15 protein-coding genes are annotated in these 19582 nt (G+C 48.3%); 9 read left to right on the top strand and 6 right to left on the bottom strand.

Annotated elements, in window-relative coordinates:
* Positions 1 to 223 precede the first annotated feature (223 nt).
* The 5 genes from ACJJI8_RS01530 (at position 224) to ACJJI8_RS01510 (ending at position 6100) form a co-directional block, all read left to right on the top strand.
* Entirely contained in the window at positions 224 to 1369 is a 1146-nt protein-coding gene (locus ACJJI8_RS01530) for a D-alanyl-D-alanine carboxypeptidase family protein (RefSeq protein WP_282931472.1), read from the top strand.
* Between the two features lie 167 nt (positions 1370 to 1536).
* Positions 1537 to 1818 (top strand): HP0495 family protein, encoded by a 282-nt coding sequence (locus ACJJI8_RS01525; protein ID WP_282931473.1) that lies wholly within the window; start codon positions 1537 to 1539, stop codon positions 1816 to 1818.
* Positions 1818 to 2519 carry a lipoyl(octanoyl) transferase LipB gene (gene lipB, locus ACJJI8_RS01520; protein WP_444934042.1) on the top strand — a complete coding sequence of 234 codons (702 nt, stop codon included), beginning with the start codon at positions 1818 to 1820 and terminating at the stop codon, positions 2517 to 2519. The genes ACJJI8_RS01525 and lipB overlap by 1 nt, the downstream gene beginning before the upstream one ends.
* Entirely contained in the window at positions 2512 to 3495 is a 984-nt protein-coding gene (gene lipA / locus ACJJI8_RS01515) for a lipoyl synthase (protein ID WP_444934041.1), read from the top strand. The genes lipB and lipA overlap by 8 nt, the downstream gene beginning before the upstream one ends.
* Before the next feature lie 889 nt (positions 3496 to 4384).
* The gene (locus tag ACJJI8_RS01510; protein ID WP_444911414.1) at positions 4385 to 6100 is read left to right on the top strand and encodes an AMP-binding protein; all 1716 of its coding nucleotides are present in this window, start codon (positions 4385 to 4387) and stop codon (positions 6098 to 6100) included.
* Positions 6101 to 6171: 71 nt separating this feature from the next.
* On the opposite strand, the gene ACJJI8_RS01505 is transcribed toward ACJJI8_RS01510, so the two are convergent.
* The 3 genes from ACJJI8_RS01505 to ACJJI8_RS01495 form a co-directional block, all read right to left on the bottom strand.
* A complete protein-coding gene (locus tag ACJJI8_RS01505; protein WP_413663139.1) occupies positions 6172 to 6462 on the bottom strand; it encodes a DUF1540 domain-containing protein in 291 nt (96 codons plus the stop codon).
* A 146-nt stretch (positions 6463 to 6608) separates the two neighbouring features.
* Complete coding sequence (locus ACJJI8_RS01500) at positions 6609 to 7139, bottom strand: GNAT family N-acetyltransferase (RefSeq protein WP_444934040.1); 531 nt, start codon at positions 7137 to 7139, stop codon at positions 6609 to 6611.
* A 114-nt stretch (positions 7140 to 7253) separates the two neighbouring features.
* Entirely contained in the window at positions 7254 to 9632 is a 2379-nt protein-coding gene (locus ACJJI8_RS01495; RefSeq protein WP_444934039.1) for an autotransporter domain-containing protein, read from the bottom strand.
* A gap of 427 nt (positions 9633 to 10059) precedes the next feature.
* On the opposite strand from ACJJI8_RS01495, the gene arfB reads away from it, so the two are divergent.
* Positions 10060 to 10479, top strand: a complete 420-nt coding sequence (arfB, locus tag ACJJI8_RS01490) for an alternative ribosome rescue aminoacyl-tRNA hydrolase ArfB (RefSeq protein ID WP_444934038.1) — start codon at positions 10060 to 10062, stop codon at positions 10477 to 10479.
* 288 nt (positions 10480 to 10767) lie between these two features.
* Here arfB and ACJJI8_RS01485 read toward each other — a convergent pair whose 3' ends face one another.
* Entirely contained in the window at positions 10768 to 11328 is a 561-nt protein-coding gene (locus tag ACJJI8_RS01485) for a DUF2799 domain-containing protein (protein WP_444934037.1), read from the bottom strand.
* A gap of 248 nt (positions 11329 to 11576) precedes the next feature.
* On the opposite strand from ACJJI8_RS01485, the gene ACJJI8_RS01480 reads away from it, so the two are divergent.
* The 3 genes from ACJJI8_RS01480 (at position 11577) to ACJJI8_RS01470 (ending at position 18020) form a co-directional block, all read left to right on the top strand.
* Positions 11577 to 12998: an amidase gene (locus ACJJI8_RS01480; RefSeq protein ID WP_444934036.1), complete on the top strand. Its 1422-nt coding sequence runs from the start codon at positions 11577 to 11579 to the stop codon at positions 12996 to 12998.
* A gap of 472 nt (positions 12999 to 13470) precedes the next feature.
* On the top strand, positions 13471 to 15036 hold the full coding sequence (locus ACJJI8_RS01475; RefSeq protein WP_444934035.1) for a M28 family peptidase: 1566 nt from the start codon (positions 13471 to 13473) through the stop codon (positions 15034 to 15036).
* Positions 15037 to 15392: 356 nt separating this feature from the next.
* A complete protein-coding gene (locus tag ACJJI8_RS01470) occupies positions 15393 to 18020 on the top strand; it encodes a TonB-dependent receptor plug domain-containing protein (protein ID WP_444934034.1) in 2628 nt (875 codons plus the stop codon).
* A 126-nt stretch (positions 18021 to 18146) separates the two neighbouring features.
* Here the strand turns inward: ACJJI8_RS01470 and ACJJI8_RS01465 are convergent, their stop codons facing one another.
* Both ACJJI8_RS01465 and ACJJI8_RS01460 read right to left on the bottom strand, forming a co-directional pair.
* Positions 18147 to 18878, bottom strand: a complete 732-nt coding sequence (locus ACJJI8_RS01465; protein WP_413663131.1) for a glycerophosphodiester phosphodiesterase — start codon at positions 18876 to 18878, stop codon at positions 18147 to 18149.
* A gap of 159 nt (positions 18879 to 19037) precedes the next feature.
* Complete coding sequence (locus ACJJI8_RS01460) at positions 19038 to 19550, bottom strand: flavin reductase family protein (protein WP_413663130.1); 513 nt, start codon at positions 19548 to 19550, stop codon at positions 19038 to 19040.
* Between the last annotated feature and the right edge of the window lie 32 nt (positions 19551 to 19582).

The raw sequence follows: 19582 nt of genomic DNA, 5'->3' as shown, positions 1-19582 counted from the left end.
GGAAGGGTGATATCTGCCTTAAATGATTGTGACTGATGCTATCGGTGGCAGTCATTTGAATACCCGTTCACAAAATAGTGCGCATTGACGCGTTTTTTCTTGTATTTTGTAATTTTGTAATGATAGGCGGCGTTTGGTGACAAGCTCTAGTGCCGCTGATTAACCTTGTAGATTTCGTTGCAGGTTAAGCCAACGAAAACGAGGAATGACGAGACATATACCTATGATCACACGGATTATCGCCTGTTCTTTCCTGTTGTTATGTGCGGGCCTGGCCCAGGCGCAATCTCTTATCCCTGCACCGCCTCAATTGGCGGCAAAGTCTTACCTGCTCTTAGATGCCAATACCGGTCAGGTCCTGGTTGAGCACGAGGCGGATACTCCGGTACCGCCGGCAAGCCTAACCAAGATGATGACGGCCTATATCGTTTCTGAGGAGATCCTTAAGGGAAGCATCAAAGAAAACGATATGGTTCGTATCTCTGAAAAGGCCTGGCGCAAGGGTGGCTCCAAGATGTTTGTTAAAGTGGGTGACCAGGTGCCGGTTATCGACTTGATGCGCGGTGTGATTATTCAATCCGGTAACGATGCGAGTATCGCCCTGGCAGAACACGTCTCCGGTAGTGAGGAGGTCTTTGCCGAAGTTATGAACCAGCAGGCAGAGCTGCTGGGAATGGAAGATACTAACTTCGTCAACGCCACTGGCTGGCCTGCAGAGGGGCATGTAACGACTGCCCATGACCTGGGTGTACTGGCGCGCGCGCTGATAATGGACCACCCAGAGCATTACGATATTTATTCCGAGAAGTATTTCAGCTACTCCGGCATTAACCAGCCCAACCGCAACCGTTTGCTGTGGCGCGATTCCTCTGTAGATGGAATTAAGACCGGCCATACGGAAGAAGCAGGGTACTGCCTGGTAGCTTCTGCAATGAAGCGCGGCATGCGCCTGGTTGCTATTGTTGTCGGCACCGACAGTGATGAGAAGCGCGCCTCTGAAACCCAAAAACTGCTCGCCTACGGCTTCCGCTACTACCAAACCCACAAGGTCTATGGTCAGGGTGAAGAATTGCAGACGGAGCGTGTCTGGGGTGGTAAAGAGCCCAGCGTGGGTATTGCCGTAGCTAAAGATGTATTCGTTACCATCCCCCGAGGCGGTGAGGAAGGCATTAAGGCCGACCTGATTGTGGATGGCGAGCTGGAAGCGCCTGTGCAAAAGGGCCAGCCAGTAGGTAAAGTTGTTGTGACCCTGGATGGTGAGACTGTCGCCGATGTTAAAGCAGTTGCTGCCGAAGATGTGGAGCGTGCCGGTTTCTTCAAGCGCATGTGGGACTCCATCAAGCGCTTTGTAATGGGCTTTTTTAGCTAATTGCTGATTTAGGGATGGGAATGATTCCCATCCCTGTCCATCCCTCCCCACTCTCTGTCCACTTCCCCTTTTGCTCACTGTCCACTGCTGTTTAGCCGCTGTATAATCGCCGCCCGGCTGTGCCTAAGCTTTTCTCAATATCTAACAGCCCGGCCCCGGAGAGTGGTATGAGTCAAGATCCCAATCAAAAAGCCCCGAAAATTGAATTTCCCTGCGAAGACTACATGGTCAAGGTCGTGCGTGATGCCAATGATGAGGCGCACGAATTTGTACTGGATGTGATGCGTCGCCATGCCCCCGGCCTGGATGAAGAGCGCGTTACCTTACGTGACAGTAGTACTGGTAAATTCACCTCAATGACTTTCTTTATCCTCGCCACTGGTGAGGAGCAGCTCAAAGCATTATTTGAAGAACTGAAACAGCACCCCGCTGTGCATATGGTGCTCTGATGACCATTGTTCGCGATCTTGCGCGGCGAGATTACAAGAGTGTCTGGCAGGCCATGTCGCGCTATACCGATAGTCGCGATGGCGAAAGTGTCGACGAGATCTGGTGTGTAGAGCACGAGCCGGTTTTCACCCAGGGGCAGGCAGGCAAAGCCGAGCACCTGCTGAATACCGGTGATATACCCGTGGTTCAGGTGGATCGTGGGGGACAGGTGACTTATCACGGCCCCGGCCAGTTGGTGGTGTACCCATTGCTGGACCTGCGCAGAGCAAAAATCGGCGTGCGTGATCTGGTCACTGCCCTGGAAACTGCCACGGTGGCAATGCTGGAAACCTTTGGTGTTGCAGCGGCACCCAGGGCCGATGCGCCTGGGGTCTACCTCACTAAAGGCCCAGGTGCGGGGAGTAAAATTGCCTCTATCGGATTGCGAGTTCGGCGGGGGTGCAGTTTCCACGGTATCGCCATCAATATCGATATGGATCTGGCTCCATTCCTGCGGATCAACCCCTGTGGCTATGCGGGGATGCAGATGGTGCAGATGGCAGAAATATTGGAACCAACCCCGAGTTGGAGCCAGGTCGCCGAGATTTTTGTACGCGAGCTGCTCCACACTCTTCAGTTGCCCGACGCCCAGTGGCAACCCATTGATGAAAAAGTATTTGCGCAGCTGAGCGCAGAACAGCAGGAATTAAGTAATGGCTGATAAACCCAACCTGGTGCCCGTTAAGCGCACTCGCCGCCTCCAGCAGGGGGAGAAACTTCGCGATGGCGATAAGGTAGAGCGTATCCCGGTGAAGGTAATTGCCAGCGATAACCTGCTGCGTAAGCCTGACTGGATTCGCGTAAAGGTTCCCGCTTCAAAAGAAGTGGATCGCATCAAAAATATTCTCCGCTCACAAAAACTGTCAACGGTTTGTGAAGAGGCGAGCTGCCCTAATTTGGGAGAGTGCTTTAGTGGCGGTACCGCGACATTTATGATCATGGGTGAAATCTGTACCCGTCGCTGTCCTTTCTGCGACGTAGGCCACGGTAAGCCCAATCCACTGGACCCGGAAGAGCCCAAGAACCTGGCGGATGCCATTGCTGCAATGAGTTTGCGCTATGTGGTAATCACCTCTGTTGACCGGGATGACTTGCGCGATGGTGGCGCCGAGCATTTTGCCAATTGTATTCGTGAATCGAGAGCGCAATCCCCGAACCTGCAAGTGGAAATTCTCACTCCGGATTTCCGCGGCCGTATGGATGTAGCGCTGGACATTCTGGAGAAAGAAGCTCCGGATGTGTTTAACCACAATTTGGAAACTGTGCCACGCCTGTATAAAGAGTCTCGTCCCGGTGCCAATTACAAGTGGTCTTTAAAGCTGCTGCAGGAATACAAAAAGCGTCGCCCTGACGTACTGACCAAGTCCGGGTTGATGGTTGGCCTGGGTGAGGAGAAAGAGGAAATTTTCCAGGTAATGGACGATATGCGCGAGCATGATATCGATATGCTTACGATCGGCCAGTATCTGCAACCGAGTAAAGAACACTTGCCGGTACAACGCTACGTCCATCCGGATGAGTTTGAAGAGTATCGCCGCTACGCCGAGCAAATCGGCTTTAAGCACGCGGCCTGTGGTCCCTTGGTACGTTCTTCTTACCATGCTGATAAGCAGGCTCACGGAGAAAAGGTAGGTTAATACAATTTGTAGGAGAGGGGGGTGTTTTTCACATCCCTCTCCCCATTTCTCCCTCCTCAATCTCGCTTTTAACGCCCAGTTAAACACATCTATTTTTAAACAAAACTGACAGTGCTTTCGCTGTTGCGAGCTCTGAAAGTATATTCTTGATTGAGAAATTAAAGTTATTTTCTCTGAAGTATTGAGGCGGCTATTTTCAATGTTTAAGAGCTGTTAATGCTCTTAATTAAATTAAGGTTAATGTATTAATTGCCTTAAATAGATTTTAAGTCTCCGTGGATTTTTGTCGTTTTTTTGTTTACCTGAGTGCTTGCACTTACTAAAAGAAAGTCTTTGTAGTTTTCGGGCTTTTAAGTTGGGTGTTGCTATTTGTTTTTGCTTGTTGTCTCAGGTTGTTTTTCTGTAAGCCTGATATCAAATTAGAAATTAGTGCGGATTAAATTTTTAAGAAATCAAAAGTCATTTCGAATTACATTCATGTGACACTGTGTACCACAATGCACTAGTTTTTAGTTCTATTAGTAAGTAGCGTCCTGATAAAAGGGATACTTTTGTTAGACCTGATGTCCCAATTAAGCAGCAAAGAGCCTGCTCCTTTGTGACCGGCCATTCGCATTTTATGGTTGATAACAATAATTGCACTAATAGCTGATCTTCAGTAACTTAAGGTAAAACAATAACTGTCAGGAATTCTGCCTTTTTAGGTGTTTCATCTGCCATATTCATTCGGCGGATCTAGCCAAGCCGGGTAAAAGTCGTTATTTAGTGGCTTTACTGCTTAGTTATCTTGGTAACTCCGCTCAGGGTGTGCTGCATATTGGTGCAATCTGCCCGGACAAATGATACTGCTCATAATTAAAAAAAACACAATAATCAGAGAGGACTAGCGATGACCCCGGAAGAAAAGTACGAGAAGGTGAAGGGCCTGCAACCTTTAGAGCTTCTTTATCAGAGGGAGGCGCAGCAGGCTGATACGGTCTTTCTTCGCCAAATGCAGCAGCGGCAATGGAGAGACTATACCTGGGGTGAGGTAATGGATCGGGCTCGCAGGATTGCTGGCTACCTGCGCGCTCAGTACGAGCCCGGTGATCGCATCGCTATTCACGGCAAAAATTGTGCGGACTGGATTATTGTGGATGTGGGTATCATGCTGGCGGGAATGATCAGCGTGCCGCTTTACCCAGGTCAATCTGTCTCCTCGATGACTTATGTTTTACAGCACTCTGAATCGAAGATGCTTTTCTGTGGGGCCACCGACAATAATGCGGCTCTACAGGAAGTTGCTGACATGCTGCCCTCGGTCGCTATCCAGCGCTGTGAGATCCGTTGTGACCAGGATCTGGAAACCCTAATCAAAGAGAGTGAGCGCTTTGAGGAGAAGCCGACTTTTGATCTGGATGATATCTTTACGATCATGTACACCTCTGGAACTACAGGTAATCCAAAAGGGGTTATGCATAGCTGGTCTTCGGTGGTTTTTGTCTCCCCAAATATGATTCGCGGTTATGGAATGGATGAGAATGACCGTGTTCTTTCCTATTTGCCCTTAGCCCATGCTGCAGAGCGGATATTGGTTGAATTCCATTGTTTGTATTCTGGTACCCCAATTCATTTCCCCGAGTCTCTGGATACTTTCCTGGAAGATTTAAAGCGCACGCGCCCGACGATGTTCTTCTCGGTTCCTCGTCTTTGGACCAAGTTTAAAGAGGGAATTGATGAAAAAATCCCGCCGTCACTGCAAGAAGTACTGCTACGTATTCCTGGAATCAATACCTGGTTGAGAAAGAAAGTTCGCAATGGTCTGGGGTTGGATGATGCAGAAATATTGGTTAGCGGCGCATCCCCTATTTCCATTGAACTACTGCGGTGGTACCACCGCATGGGAATGAAGGTGGCCGATGGCTACGGTATGACCGAGAATTTTATTTATGGTTGCTTTGCTCCGCCGGGGGAAGATCCTGTGCCGGGGACGGTTGGTAAGCCTTATCACGGCTGTGAAGTTAAGATTTCTGAGGAAGGGGAGATACTCTTTAAGAGCGGTTCCTTGATGAAGGGATACTATCTTGAACCGGAAAAAACTGCGGAGGTAATACGGGACGGTTATTACCACACGGGTGATTCTGGATTTATTGATAAGGACGGCCTGGTACATATCACTGGGCGTATTTCAGAAACCTTCAAAACCAGTAAAGGCAAGTTTATTCAGCCCAGCCGACTCGAAGGATTTTTTGGTAATGAGACAATGCTGGCCCAGCTCTGTGTTCTGGGGCACGGTATGGATCAGCCGGTAATGCTGGTGACTATCTCCGAGTCCGCTGAGAAATTACCACGGGGAGAAGTTAATGAGCATTTGCAGAAGCTACTGACTTCGGTAAATGATAAGTTACCGCAACATGAGCGGATTAAGACCATCTTTATTACCAAAGAAGAGTGGACTCCCCTCAATGAATTCCTAACGCCGACACTAAAGATTAAGCGAAAGGTACTTGAAGCTCATTATCAGCCTTTATTTAAACAACACGTGGATACCAAGGGGATTGTATGGGAGCCTCGCACTGCGGTGAGTGAGGGCTCAAAAGAGGCTTCACTTGAACCTGTGAGTTAATCGCCCCCGATTAATAGAAAAGCCCGGTGAGTATTGATCCGGGCTTTTTTATTGGGTTGTTGGTTGCCTAGTCAGTGAGTGTAGCTCTGACAGTGCTGGGATTTTCCTGTCAGCCCAATTTGAATACTTTCTGCTGAGCACTCGAAGTCATCATTAAATTTACAGTCTTCCATTTTGCAGGCACCAACGCCGGCGGTACGGGAGCTGCTTGTATGACGGGAGTTGGTGAAGAAAGTATCACAGTCGGGATCGGCACCGTCACCAATGGTAATTGCTCTGGCGTGGCAAGCATCATTGGCGTTATAAGCACACTGGCTGGCGGCACATCGACTGACTTCTGGCATATCGGTTGCGATAATCATGGCAGTCCTCTCCTTAATAGTAAGTTGGAGACTAGACCAGCATGGTTGCATGTCAATGAAAAACCACAGGGTCTGTGTGGTATTTTTATTATAAGGTGCAGCGACGTTGTATATCAGAATAATTTTATTAAGAAATAGTTTTTATTCTAGTTTGTTATTTCAGCTGCGTCTTTGTGCCAGGCCATTAAAATCAGTTTCTCAGTCTCGCCTGGCAATACAATTTGCTTCTCATGGGCTAGGCCGAGTTTTTTCAGTAATCGGATAGAGGGTTTATTTTTTGGTTGTACAATCGCAAGGATTCGCGTTAATCCCAGTGTATCCTTGGCGTACGTCATTACAGCTTTGGCAGCTTCTAAAGCAAATCCCTGGCCACGATAATCGGGTAAAAAGGCAAAGCCAATATCGGCTCCATTGAGCCCCTCTCGCTTAACCAGTCCGCAGATGCCTATTGCAGTGCCATTGTTCAAGGACACTTTGTACATACCAAAGCCGTGCTCACGATACATGGCAATGGGACCATTTAGGATATAGTTGCGAGCCTCACTTTTTGTGCGAACCCCGCGATCGCCAATATTCTTTAGAAAATCGGCATCATTGAGTAGTGCCAGCATTAAACCGTTATCCCTGTCTTCATTAAGCTCTTGAATAACCAGGTTGTCAGTTTCCAATCGGAGCATTTGGACGGGCCCTGTTTTTTCAGTTTCACTGATGAGGGAAGGCTCTGAAGCGAGAAGAATCGTAGTTAAATAAAAGGGGAGGCTGTGCCCCCTGGTAGGGGGCACAGTTACCACTTAGAAGCGGTAAGTTAAATTGACGGAAGCAGATTCAGTCGTTGGGCGGGAAGCGACAGTTGCGCTGACTGCGATAGCGTCAGCTGCTTGCCAGCGAATACCGGCAATCATACCCATACCACCGTTGAAGATACCTTCGTCGACACTGGCATAGCTAGGCATGGCATTCATATTGCCTTCCATGGATTTTACACCCACTTCAATAGTGTCTTCTTCAGTACCGTTGGTGTCTTCATACCAAATTTCTGCATAGGCATTAATGGTATCCCAGCTTTTATTGGCGAAAGCACCAAAACGCATATTTCTCAGGCGGCGCTCTTGATCACCGTAGTGCATACCCAGCGGGTCGAGCTCATTGCCACTCAGGTCGGTATAGGTAAAGCCTTCGATGGCATCTTCGGTGTAGCCATCTACATCCGTAGTTACCTTGGTGAAGCTTACAAATGGACCGAACTGGAAGGTTTCGCTGTTGAGCAGGTTGGCACCGGCAGTGATACCCAAGGACAAGTTCTCGCCAGAGGTATTCCCGGTCAGGTTACCGTTATAAGTGTCGCCCAGAGAGACAGAACGGCTGACGTCATCGTAATCTACATCGGTCAGGGTCGCGTTACTTTCGACAAAGAAAATGTCGTAGTGCATGCGGCCAAAAACGCTGTAGTTGGTTGAGGTGGAATCAATAGCAAGCTGTGAATTATCCACATCAATATTGGAGCGGCTTACTGCAAAACCGATTTCCGCATTGTCGCGCACGGCGAAAGTCATGCCGAGAATATTGGAGTAGCCATCTCCCCTGACATTGGCGGTGTAATCTGTATCGTAGTCGACGTTACCCAGGGAGCTACCGGCGAAAACGCCAGTCTGAGCGGAGCGGTAACGAACACTGGCCAGGCTCTCGTCAAGGCTGTTGGTGTGGGTGCGAGTAGCCTGGATTGCGATATCTGGCAGCTGACCGGCAACCTGAGCAGCATTCACGATTGCGGTGTAGTAGTCACCGAGGATTTCCTGACCAATTTGAGTGGGGTGAACACTGTCGTTGAAGATCAGCTTGTCTGCATCGGGGTCGGTGCCGTTAATGCCATAAACGGAATGCTCAATACAGTCGTTGCCACTGCCGTCGTAACAAAACAGTTGGTTCTCTGAGGAGGATAAACCAAAGATGGTCGGGTTATTGAGGGCGACTTTCAGGATACCTGCCTGGTCAACCATCAGAACGCCGTCGATATCCTTGGCCTTAGCTAACAGTGCTGAGTTGAAGGTTTCAGAAGTGCTACTTGCTTCGAAAAGTATCTCTTCGAAGGCGGTGGCCAGCTGGGCATCCGCCTCTTCCTGGCTCACTAGTCCAGCATCAACTGCAGCTTGCAGAGCCTCTGCATTGTCGCTGGAGTAAACTGCTTCATATGCAGCAGCATAAACGCCAGGAGTTTTGCTGACATCCGGTACATTGGATACGAGGATGTAATTGGCACCTGCATCGGATAGAGCGCCAGCTGCGCTTGCCAGCATTGTTGATACAACGTCCAGGTCCGCAGTGACTTCTTCGATGGTTGAGGTGCCAGCGACGACATCTTCGAAACCGCTGAGTAAGTCGTTACCACCGCCGTTTACCCAATAGAGAGCGTTGTGATCAGCACTTCCCAGAGTACTTTCCAGGTAGCCCATTCCCAGTGGGTGTGGGTTACCGGAAGTTCCAGTCGTGGCTATAAGATCAGCAAAGGTGCCCTCAATGGCGTCGCCCATAGCAGAAGCTTGGGTCATCAGGTCAGCATAAGTTGCGGTATCACCTTCTGCCAGGGCAGCTTCGGCTTGGGCTACTAATTGGGCTGCAGTGGCCTGTTGTACCAGCAATTGGGTCAGGAGTTCGGAGTCCGGGTAGCTGGGAGTTAAGCCTTCGTCACCAGTGGTTGGCATCAGGGCGCTTAACAGGTTATGACGGCTCGGGTCAGCCTCCAGGCCATATGCCTGCAGGTAGGCTGCATAGTTGTCGGGACCGATGATATTCATCAGAACATCAGCTGCTTTGTGTCCGCCTACGGCCCAGCCTGTACCGGCATTGCTCAAGCCAGCAGCAATCTGAGCAGTAACGGAAGCTTCAAGTTCCTCTGCACTCAGTGAGGGGTCTACGGTGGGTAGGCAAAAGGAAGATTCCATACCTGCACAAGACGGAGTTACGGCACCCAGGCCCAGGTTCTGGGATAAAAGACTAATGGCTACTTCGCGATCGTCGCCCCCATTAGTGAATACATCGTAGTTGCCGACATCGGTCAGGCTGTCACCGAAGGCGATAACCTGGGAAAAGGCTGCCTCTTTGGCGAAAGCCGCAGAGCTTGTCATTGTTGCGAGTGCTATGGCCGCTGCGAGGCTACGCTTGGCGTTATGCATGGTTTTCTCCTTGTCGCGGTAATCTCACACCCGCGGAGACATCGGGAGCAGTCCAGAGGAAACTACAGGGCGCGAGTCTTTATTGTTCTTTGCTCCAGTACTTCTAGGAAGCCGGGCAATCTTAGCGGATTTGACTATGACTTGAAAATAAGTCACAAATCATTCCGCAAATCCTGGTTGGCCTTTAAGGCCCCTTTAATAGCTTTTATTCGGCTGGCGCAATATTACTTAATGAGGGTTTCCCGGTAAATGAGGTTTACCCCTAGATACACTCATTTTATAGGAAGCATTTTTTTATAATTTGATTTCTGTCAATGGCGAATTGTATCTGTGTGGTGGGGCTGGTTAATAGCTGCACTATTTGGGCAGAATGGTCATTAGATTTTGTATTTTTAGTAAAATGATGTAACTCGGGCATTGGGTGTTTATGGTTTATGAAAAAGGGAAGGTGTCTGTCCCTCAAGAAGAAATCGAAATGAGTGCGATACGCGCACAAGGCGCCGGTGGCCAAAATGTAAATAAAGTTTCCAGTGCAATTCATCTGCGGTTTGATATTCGGGCTTCTTCACTTCCACAGTTGATTAAGGATGGTCTTTTAAAGTTAAAAGATCGTCGAATCTCCTCTGATGGCGTGGTGGTTATCAAGGCTCAGAGGTTCCGAACCCAGGAGAAAAACCGCCAGGATGCCCTGGAGCGACTGCAGGAACTGGTGGATAAAGCTGCATTTAAGCCAAAATTCCGCGTGGCCACAAAACCCAGTCGTGGTGTCAAGGAGCGTCGCCTGCAAGCAAAAAGTCGTCGCTCTCAGGTGAAGTCAATGCGGGGTAGGATAAAAGACCAGCACTGATCCAATTGCCCGAAATATAGAGAATAATTTTTCTTGAAACTGTCTTTTTACTTGGTTCTTTGGTGCAAATTTCCTGGTGGTCTATAAGTCGAATAGGGGGCAACCGCTGCAAGCCTGCCTTTTGTAGGAGGCCTACTTTTTCTATTTATCATATGGTGTCAGTTTGGTAGTAATGGAGACCGGGATTAGAAATGGTTGATTCACGACAATAGATAGAGACAGGAATTAACCTCTGCAGATTAGGGCCCGCAGAGGTAATCTTGGCTCTTATGGGATTTTAGAGCAGGGTTACAGGTAGGGAGAACGGGCCAATACTTCCTGATACTCGGCTTCTCGCTGCATTAGTTCGAACTGCAAGCCAGTAATTTCCATCCCCAGTTCTGAATGCCTGACCTTTAGGCGAGCAATATCAGCGAGCAATGTCACCCGCTCAGAGTTGTCGACTGTCTCATCTACCAATAAAGCACCGATCTCTGTCATATCATCGAGAATATGCTCTCTTGCCAGTTCCAGGTCATGAATTGCGGATACCAGTTCCTCGACAGCAGATTCGGCAAGAAAAATATCCTGGCCTGAATTGTATCCCCGCAAGAATAACCCTTCGAGGTCTGCGGGGCAGACCCCGTTATAGCTGTTGCCAGAGCGACCCTGATCAAAGCCGCGCAGCTCGGTGCAAAAAAGCTCCAGCCCTTCAGTTCGCCCATTGCGATAAGCCATTGTATTGACTGACACACCGTACTTTGCACAAGCCTCACGACGCCCCCCTAAATAAGAAATGTCTCGACCTGCTGCACCGTCTTCATACCCGATTGCCTGCCAGTCTGCGACATAGCATTCATCTTCGCTCATGGTGGCACATCCCGAGATCAATGAAACTAAAAGAAAGAGGAGTGCAATTTGAGAGGGAAATTTCACAGCGGTTATCCGTGTCGGTGATTTCACCAAAGCTTACTGTGAATTTCCTGACTGGAAGCTGAACTTTCTGTATTGCGTGAAATTATTCCATCGGATCTTATTAAGAGAAGGTGGAGCAAGTAGTTAGCTACCGACGACTAGTCTGATGAAGTTAACGGATCAGTAATTGGAAGGCTTACTCGATGGGCGATTTCGTTGGGATGACAGCTCTTGAGCTGTTGCATGGATACAGGAAGAAGTCTTTCTCACCGGTTGAGGTTACCGAGGAGTTACTCAACCAAATTGAGCGACTTAATAGGCATGTTAAGGCTTTTTGTTTGATTGACAGAAAGACAAGCCTCGCCTATGCGCGGGAAGCTGAACACCGCTATATGTCTGGTAATGTGCGGGGATTACTTGATGGGGTGCCAGTGGCAATAAAGGATGTCTTCTATACACCGATGTGGCCAACGGTTTTCGGCTCCCAAATAATTGATCCAGAGACGACGCTGGGATGTGCGGCCCCTTGCATTGCGGCATTACAGCGCAACGGGTACACGCCAATAGGGAAAACCACGACACCGGAGTTTGGTTGGAAGGCGGTGACGGATAACGCCATAGACGGTATTACGAGAAACCCCTGGGATAGGGATAAGACATCGGGTGGTTCGAGTGGCGGGGCTGCGGTTGCAGTATCACTGGGATTGAGCCCTCTGGCTGTGGGGGCTGATGGTGGTGGATCTATCCGGATTCCGGCCAGCTTTTGCGGCACAATTGGGTTCAAACCGAGTTTTGGACAGGTTCCCCATTGGCCATTAGGTACCTTCTCCTCCCTGGTGCATGTGGGGCCCTTAGCATCGACGGTGGAAGACTGTGCACTGATGATGAATGTAATCAGTGAACCGGATCATCGGGATATCCGCGCAATACCTCGCCGGAACATTGATTTCCTTGCAGCTACAGAGGGAAGGTTGATTGAAAGAACAAGAAAGTTGCGTATTGCTTACAGCCCCAGTCTTGGTTACGTAGAACCTGATCCCATGGTGGTGAGCAACGTTTCTGCTAGTGTAATGCACTTCCAGGAATTGGGTGCTGAAGTTGTAGAGGTTGACCCGGGTATTGATGATGCTAGTGCAGCTTTTGGCTGTCTGTTTTGCGCGGGAATAGCGAGCATCTTTAGGGCGATGGATAGTACCAGGCGCCAACTGGTGGAGCCCCAATTGTTGGAGGTCGCAGAACAAGCGGACAAATTATCCTTACCTGATTATCTCGACGCGCTGAAGTGGCGAGATAATTTTGTTGAGCGATTACAGGAATTTTTTCTGAAGTATGATCTGTTAGTGACCCCAACTTTACCTATTACCGCATTTAGTGCTGGGGTCAATGTACCGGATAATAATCCAGGATCTCTATGGTATTCCTGGACACCTTATACCTACCCCTTCAATTTATCAGGCCATCCGGCAATATCAATCAATTGTGGTTTTTCAGTGAGTGGTCTGCCAGTAGGTCTGCAAATAGTAGGCAGAAAATATGCTGATGAGACCGTTTTATGTGCAGCCGCTGCTTTACAAAACCAGCAGGGATTAAAAAGGAGGCTTCCTGGTTGGGTAGATTCTGTGTGAGTTGCAATCTTAAAATTCTTCTTGTAGATCTAATTAAAATAAAGGGCTGAAAAACCCTTTAGTTCAGAAATTATTCCTAGTTCTATTTGCTATTAATAGTGTTTTTATATTCTATGTTTTTTGTATATTTGTGATCCACTTAAAGTTTATTGCGGCTTTTACGCTGAAAGATGCCAAATTGTTTTAGTATTTATTTGAATGTGCTAGTTTTTCCTTGCCGGATTGGTCAATCCGGTTTTGTTTGTTCTCTCTGCGCTTTTCGAAATTCGAATAATAAAAATATTTCTGGATTGTCCGCGATTGTTTATAGGTATGGCCTGTAGTTCCATCCTCATTGGTTTTTGTATTATTTGAATATTATTGAGATTCAAAACTGCTGTTTGTGCAGGCTTCTTGCATGTGTGTTTATTGCCTGCCTGTGTTTTTGAAATATCAGGGATTCGCAGGGGGCTAACTTAATGTGGAGAAGATAATGAAAAAAATTATTAGTAGGTCTTTAGTTGGGGTTCTTGCACTCCCCGGCGCTGTTGTGGCAGAAGAGCTGTGGATAACTATAGGTAGTGATGGTTATAAAACCTTAAAGCAAAACAGTAGCCTGGTTGCCAAGCAACCACTCTCGATTCAAGGTGAGGAACGTAACGGAGTCACTATTCTAAAAGTTAATGAAAAGAATCTTTCCGAAATATCGACTCTGATGCATATCAACCATAACCGTTGTGGCGGCTTTATGGTACATGACTCATTGGAGGAAGCAGAAGCTGCCCAGATTTCATCGCTGACGACAACAGTGAATAACGTGATCGCTTACTCTATTGATAATGCAGATGTGGTTAACGCCCTGCAAGCAGAGATCTCAGAGTCTAATATACGGTCAACTATTCAAAGTTTGTCGAATTTTACTAATCGCTATTACACCACTTCAACCGGCGTGGATGGTGCTGAGTGGATAAGGGATGAGTGGCAGGCATTAACGAGTTCACGAAGTGATGCCTCAGTCGAACTTTATAGCCATAGTTGGGCGCAACCCTCTGTAATTTTGACGATTCAGGGGCAAGCTGACCCGGATGAAATTATCGTGCTGGGGGCGCACCTGGATTCTACGGTCGGTTTTGGCACTGGTGAAGGTACGAGAGCGCCGGGGGCTGACGATGATGCGTCTGGCATAGCAACATTGACTGATGTCATTAATGCAATTGTCGCTACAGATTATAAGCCGGATAAAACGCTGGCTTTTATGGGGTACGCTGCTGAGGAAGTGGGGCTGCGGGGCTCAGATGATATTGCCAGCGATTACAAGTCACAGAATAAAAATGTGATAGGTGCCTTGCAGTTGGATATGACCAATTACTATGGCTCAAATAGTGATATCTATATTATTGGAGATTACACCAATAGTGCCCAGAATAGCTTTCTTGAGGATCTGGCCCAGACCTACCTGAGCGGCCTCACTGTTGGAACAACTTATTGTGGTTATGCGTGTTCTGATCACGCATCTTGGTATAACCAGGGGTATCCGGTTTCCTTTCCTTTTGAGGCGACTTTTAATGGCTCAAACCCTTATATCCACACTTCAAGTGATACCCTCGCTAATAGTGGTGGAGATGCCAGTCATGCGGTGAAGTTTGGAAAGCTTGCTGCTGCCTATGTCGCTGAATTGGCCAAGGGTTATATAGGGGATGATCCGGGCCCAGACCCCGATCCGGACCCCGATCCCGATCCAGACCCCGGTGAGGAACAAACAGAAACCTTTAGTGGTGATGTGGGTCGAGGTTCGGAGGATCACTATGGACCTCTCAGTGTAACGCCCGGTACAGATTTTATCGCGGATATGACCGGTACTAATGATGCCGATCTATATGTCCGTTTTGGTGCGGCACCTACTTGGCGCTATTACGATTGTCGTCCCTATGAGGGAGATAGCTCTGAGAACTGTTCCTTAACCGTGCCAAGTGGTGAGAGTGAAGCCTATTTTATGGTGCGGGGTTACAGTCGCCTTGGATCGGATTATGAAGTTGACGTTACTTATACACCTCAATAGACGGTGCTGATTTCACCTATTTATTTTTTTAAGTGAATTCATTGCTGTCACTTTTGCTTCAGCCTTTCTAAAAGTCACGTTTGGCAGTTTTTGGTATTTGCTAAACGTGTACCCCCTCCTTTTAAAATAAATATCGCGACATTAATTTTTTGATTTGTTGGAAGTTGACATTTAATCGCGTAAAAGATCTACCCCAGGCGTGCACTAATTTCTGGCATGAATGCAATTTAACGGAACGTCAGTATGCCGCTTTTTTGTTTAACCCCTGCACGGATCTAATTTGATGTGCATTGCTTTGATGAGTTATCCGGTGATGTTCTGTTTGATGTTAATAATGAGAAGAGAGGGTGGTGAATATGAAGCGTTACTTGTTGAGACCTTTGTCATTGGCGGTGGCAGTTGCGATTTTTAATTCTGGTGGGTATGCGATTGCTGAGGAAAAGGAAGAGGGCGCCTCTAATACTGCTGATCGGGCAATGGAGGAAGTGATAACCACAGGTACACGCAAAGAGGGTGTATCTCCCACCGAGACTCTTTCTCCGGTAGATGTGGTTGGCGGAGAGGACATTGCGGATCAAGCGAGCTTTGATCTTACTGAGTCCCTGGCAAAAATTGCCCCTTCATTTAATACGCAGAGATTTCCAATTGCTGATGGCACCGCTTTTATCCGCCCGGTGACTTTACGTAATTTATCCCCAGATCAAACTTTGGTACTGGTCAATGGAACTCGCCGCCATCGCTCTGCGCTGGTTAACTTGCAGCTTGCCCCCCTGGGCACAGTTAACCAGGGTGCCCAAGCCGTCGACTTTTCGGCGCTACCCTCTATGGCTATAGAGCGAGTTGAGGTTTTGCGTGATGGCGCTTCAGCACAATATGGCTCCGATGCGATTGCTGGTGTCGTTAACATTATCCTGAAGGATGATGCAGAGGGATTTAGCTTATCAGCTCAGACAGGGGAGTATTTTGAAGGGGATGGAACCCGGATGAGTATTGCCGCAAATACGGGATTTGCGCTGGGTAATGCAGGATTTATTAATGGCACCGTTGAATTCTCCCGCGCAGATAAAACCTGGCGCAGCGAAGCGCGGCCAGATGCGCAACAGGTAGGATCAGTTGTGGGAAATAATTTAGTACCACTGGATGGCTTGGGTCAGAGATGGGGTGATCCCGATGTTGAGTCCCTGAAGTTTTTTATTAACAGCGGCCTGGATATCTCTGATTCGGTAGAGCTCTATGGAAACTTCGGTTATTCACAAAATGAAACAATTTCTGACTTTTTCTATCGTGGACCGGTGCTCGACCCAGAACACCAGTTTACTGCGAGAGGTACCCTGCAAGTAGACAGCCCCAATGACCCCCTTGATCCGAATAGTATCGACTACATGCCCGACCCAGCTCCCCAGTCTTTAGTGGATTCTATTTTGGCGCAGGGCCTAAACCCCTCGGATTACCTGGTAGCAGATACTTCCAGCGACAGTGGGTACGTGTTGCGAAACCCAATTTATACTCAGTTTCCCGGCGGCTACAACCCTGAATTTGGTGCAGATATTTATGATATCGCGGCTGTATTCGGGGCGCGTGGAGAGCTTGCCAATGGCCTCTCCTGGGATCTACGCGGACGCTTGGCTGAAAATGAAGTGGACTATGTCCTGAAAAATTCCATCAATCCAAGCTTGGGTATTTTGTCTCCTACTTCCTTCAAGCCGGGAACCCTCACGCAGGAAGAGTCCAGCCTCAATGCGGATTTTGTCTACCCCATTGATGTCATGGCTTTTGCTTCGCCATTGAACCTTGCATTCGGCGCTGAGTGGCGTGAAGAGACTTACTCAATTGGTAGGGGGGATGCAGCGTCCACTGAGGTAGGTCCAACTGCTGCGTACTTTGGTGTGGGTTCAGATGGTTTTCAGGGTTTCCCGATTGAAGCGCTGGGCAGTTTCAGTAGCGAGAGTATTGCGGCTTATATTGACCTTGAAGCCGATGTGACTGAGGCTCTGACTTTGGGAGCGGCTTTACGGTTAGAGGAATATGATGAGTTTGGCTCGACATCGGATTGGAAATTGTCAGCACGGTATGATGTGAATGAACAACTGGCATTTCGAGCGACGGTAAATACTGGTTTCAGGGCGCCAACACCCGGACAGGTGAATACCTTAAATGTTACTACTACGACAGACTCCAGTGGCAACCTGATACCCAATGGAACCTACCCTGTGGCTCATCCGGTAGCATCAGCGCTCGGAGCCGTTGAGCTGGAGCCGGAGGAATCCACCAGTTTTACCTTGGGTGCGGTTTTTGCTCCACTGGACAATACCAGTGTGACAATAGACTACTACAGCATCGACATCGAGGATCGCCTGGCTCTGCGCAACAATGCCATCGGAGATGACGAAGTGATTCTGTTGCAAAATGCCGGTATAGAAAATGCAGCACTACTCAACGGCAGCAATGCAAACTATTTCGTCAATGCTTATGACTCGGAAGTGTCAGGTATAGATCTGGCAGTTACCAGTGATTTCGAGATTTTTGAAAGTTTATTAGTGGTGGATTTACGCCACAATCACAATCGCCAGGAAGTTACCAGTGTTACGCCAAATACCATCAATGCCTCACGGGTATTTGACCTGGAAAACCAAGTTCCCAGTGATCGAACGACTTTAACTTTTGATCTCGATACGGGTGATTTATTTGCAGGGTACCTGCGTTTTAATCGCTATGGCAGTTGGGAATCAACAGGCGGGTTGTTTGGTGCTGGGGATGCCAATGATACCTATAGTTATGGCAGTGAAATTCTCGTTGATATCGAAGCGACGTTTACGCTGTATGAAAATTATAAATTGTCGTTGGGGGGCGAGAATATCTTTGACGTAATGCCTGATGATGAGCAGGAGCCCACATTGCGATATCTCGGGGTACGCCATGCCCTCACATCACCATTTGGCTTTAATGGTGGTTATTGGTATTTACGTGCTAGCGCAGAGTTTTAAGCTGTATAAATAGGGGAGACTATTTAGCCTCGAGTCTTTTCCTGCTTTAACTCACAGCAGTAGCCCGGTAATTGTCCCGGGTTACTGTCTGTTTTCTTAATTGGTGAAGAGGATCTTCTCCAACGTCTAAGTGCCAGTTTTTGTGAATTCAACACGGGCATTAAAATCGGATACGATTTGAGGTTCATCAGTGAAAACCCCATCAATACCTTGAGCTGCCAACAGTATCAAATCGTTGGGGTCGTTGACGGTAAATACGTAGTTCTTAAGCCCGCGCTGTTTTGCATCGGCTATTAAATCTGCATTTATAAAATCTACGTTCGTATGTAATGAATAGGCCTTTAATGGAGCAGAGCAGGCTGCAAGATCGAGGGGAACACCGGAAACCAGCACTCCCCGCCGAACCTCAGGAGCTAATTGCAGGCACTGGTACAACTGGCGGTGATCAAAAGAGGAGACGATGTATTGCTCATAGCTTGCACCAGTATCCTGCGTAAAGGTGTGGATTTCATCCGCGAAAAGGGCTGCACAGTTAGGCCCTTTCAGCTCGATATTGAGTTGGGCACTATTTCCCACAAGTTCCAGGACTTCCCTTAATGTAGGGACCTTATTCCCGCAAGGGAGAGGTCTCTCTTTCAGGGCATCGGGATGCATTTCAGTGATGAGTTCAGAGCCCGCGATTAGGCGTCCGAGTCGCCGGTCATGCTTGACCAGAAGCTGCCCACCAATATTCCACACATCAATTTCGATACCCCCGACGTTGAGTTCCAACGCATGCCCGATTGCTTGGAGAGTGTTTTCACTGGCTCGCTGTTGATAGCCCCGGTGGGCGAAACAGAAGAGCGTAGTTGAAGTCATGGCTTATCAGTCCATTTTCATGGTTTGCTTCAGACTGCCCTTGAATTATTACGAGGTCACTAATGCAACACCAAAGTTTCTGCCAAATACTGGTTAATTGGCATTAAAAAATTATTTTTATAGCCTTTGGGTAGTGATTAGGCTCCAAAAAGTGAGCTGCTACTCTCCAGCCAGTGCACGATAACAGCCTTGATGAAAGACCAGGGGTTCACCACCAAAAGCGGCAAATTCCAGCACCTCTCCAAGCAATATTGTGTGATCTCCACCATCAATGCACTGCGCGCGGCGGCAATGGAAATAGGCTGCACACTCCTCTAGGCGAGGTATACCATTGGGGCCTTCATACCAGTTGACCTGTCCAAACTTGTCTGCCCCTCGACCAGCAAATAGGTTTGAGACATGTTGTTGGTCTGCTCGCAGGATATGCACGGCAAAGTGCTCCCGGGTGGTAAATGCTTTATAGCCCATGGATTGCTTATCGATACTCCATAGAACCAGGGCGGGGTCGAGGGAAACGGAATTAAAGCTGTTAGCCGTCATGCCGGCAGGTTGGCCATTGGTATCCTGAGTGGTAATGACAGTTACACCGGTAGCAAAGTGGCCGAGGGTGTCCCGCAGTAGCCGGCTTTGCTCGGGTGACGGGGAAATCGTACGGCTTTTCTCTGTCGTCATACTAGGGCTACTTGTACCAAAACTTTGAAGGG

The organism is Microbulbifer maximicatervae (SeqCode) (assembly GCF_052467695.1).
This window is presented reverse-complemented; position numbering and strand designations above follow the sequence as displayed.

Bases quoted from the DNA above. Each gene is read 5' to 3' on its own strand.
- ACJJI8_RS01510 (WP_444911414.1), top strand. From the start codon at position 4,385: ATGACCCCGGAAGAAAAGTACGAGAAGGTGAAGGGCCTGCAACCTTTA.
- ACJJI8_RS01495 (WP_444934039.1), bottom strand. From the start codon at position 9,632: ATGCATAACGCCAAGCGTAGCCTCGCAGCGGCCATAGCACTCGCAACA.
- ACJJI8_RS01525 (WP_282931473.1), top strand. From the start codon at position 1,537: ATGAGTCAAGATCCCAATCAAAAAGCCCCGAAAATTGAATTTCCCTGC.
- ACJJI8_RS01485 (WP_444934037.1), bottom strand. From the start codon at position 11,328: ATGAGCGAAGATGAATGCTATGTCGCAGACTGGCAGGCAATCGGGTAT.
- ACJJI8_RS01465 (WP_413663131.1), bottom strand. From the start codon at position 18,878: ATGACTTCAACTACGCTCTTCTGTTTCGCCCACCGGGGCTATCAACAG.
- ACJJI8_RS01530 (WP_282931472.1), top strand. From the start codon at position 224: ATGATCACACGGATTATCGCCTGTTCTTTCCTGTTGTTATGTGCGGGC.
- arfB (WP_444934038.1), top strand. From the start codon at position 10,060: ATGGTTTATGAAAAAGGGAAGGTGTCTGTCCCTCAAGAAGAAATCGAA.
- lipB (WP_444934042.1), top strand. From the start codon at position 1,818: ATGACCATTGTTCGCGATCTTGCGCGGCGAGATTACAAGAGTGTCTGG.
- ACJJI8_RS01500 (WP_444934040.1), bottom strand. From the start codon at position 7,139: ATGCTCCGATTGGAAACTGACAACCTGGTTATTCAAGAGCTTAATGAA.
- ACJJI8_RS01480 (WP_444934036.1), top strand. From the start codon at position 11,577: ATGGGCGATTTCGTTGGGATGACAGCTCTTGAGCTGTTGCATGGATAC.
- ACJJI8_RS01460 (WP_413663130.1), bottom strand. From the start codon at position 19,550: ATGACGACAGAGAAAAGCCGTACGATTTCCCCGTCACCCGAGCAAAGC.
- lipA (WP_444934041.1), top strand. From the start codon at position 2,512: ATGGCTGATAAACCCAACCTGGTGCCCGTTAAGCGCACTCGCCGCCTC.
- ACJJI8_RS01505 (WP_413663139.1), bottom strand. From the start codon at position 6,462: ATGATTATCGCAACCGATATGCCAGAAGTCAGTCGATGTGCCGCCAGC.
- ACJJI8_RS01470 (WP_444934034.1), top strand. From the start codon at position 15,393: ATGAAGCGTTACTTGTTGAGACCTTTGTCATTGGCGGTGGCAGTTGCG.
- ACJJI8_RS01475 (WP_444934035.1), top strand. From the start codon at position 13,471: ATGAAAAAAATTATTAGTAGGTCTTTAGTTGGGGTTCTTGCACTCCCC.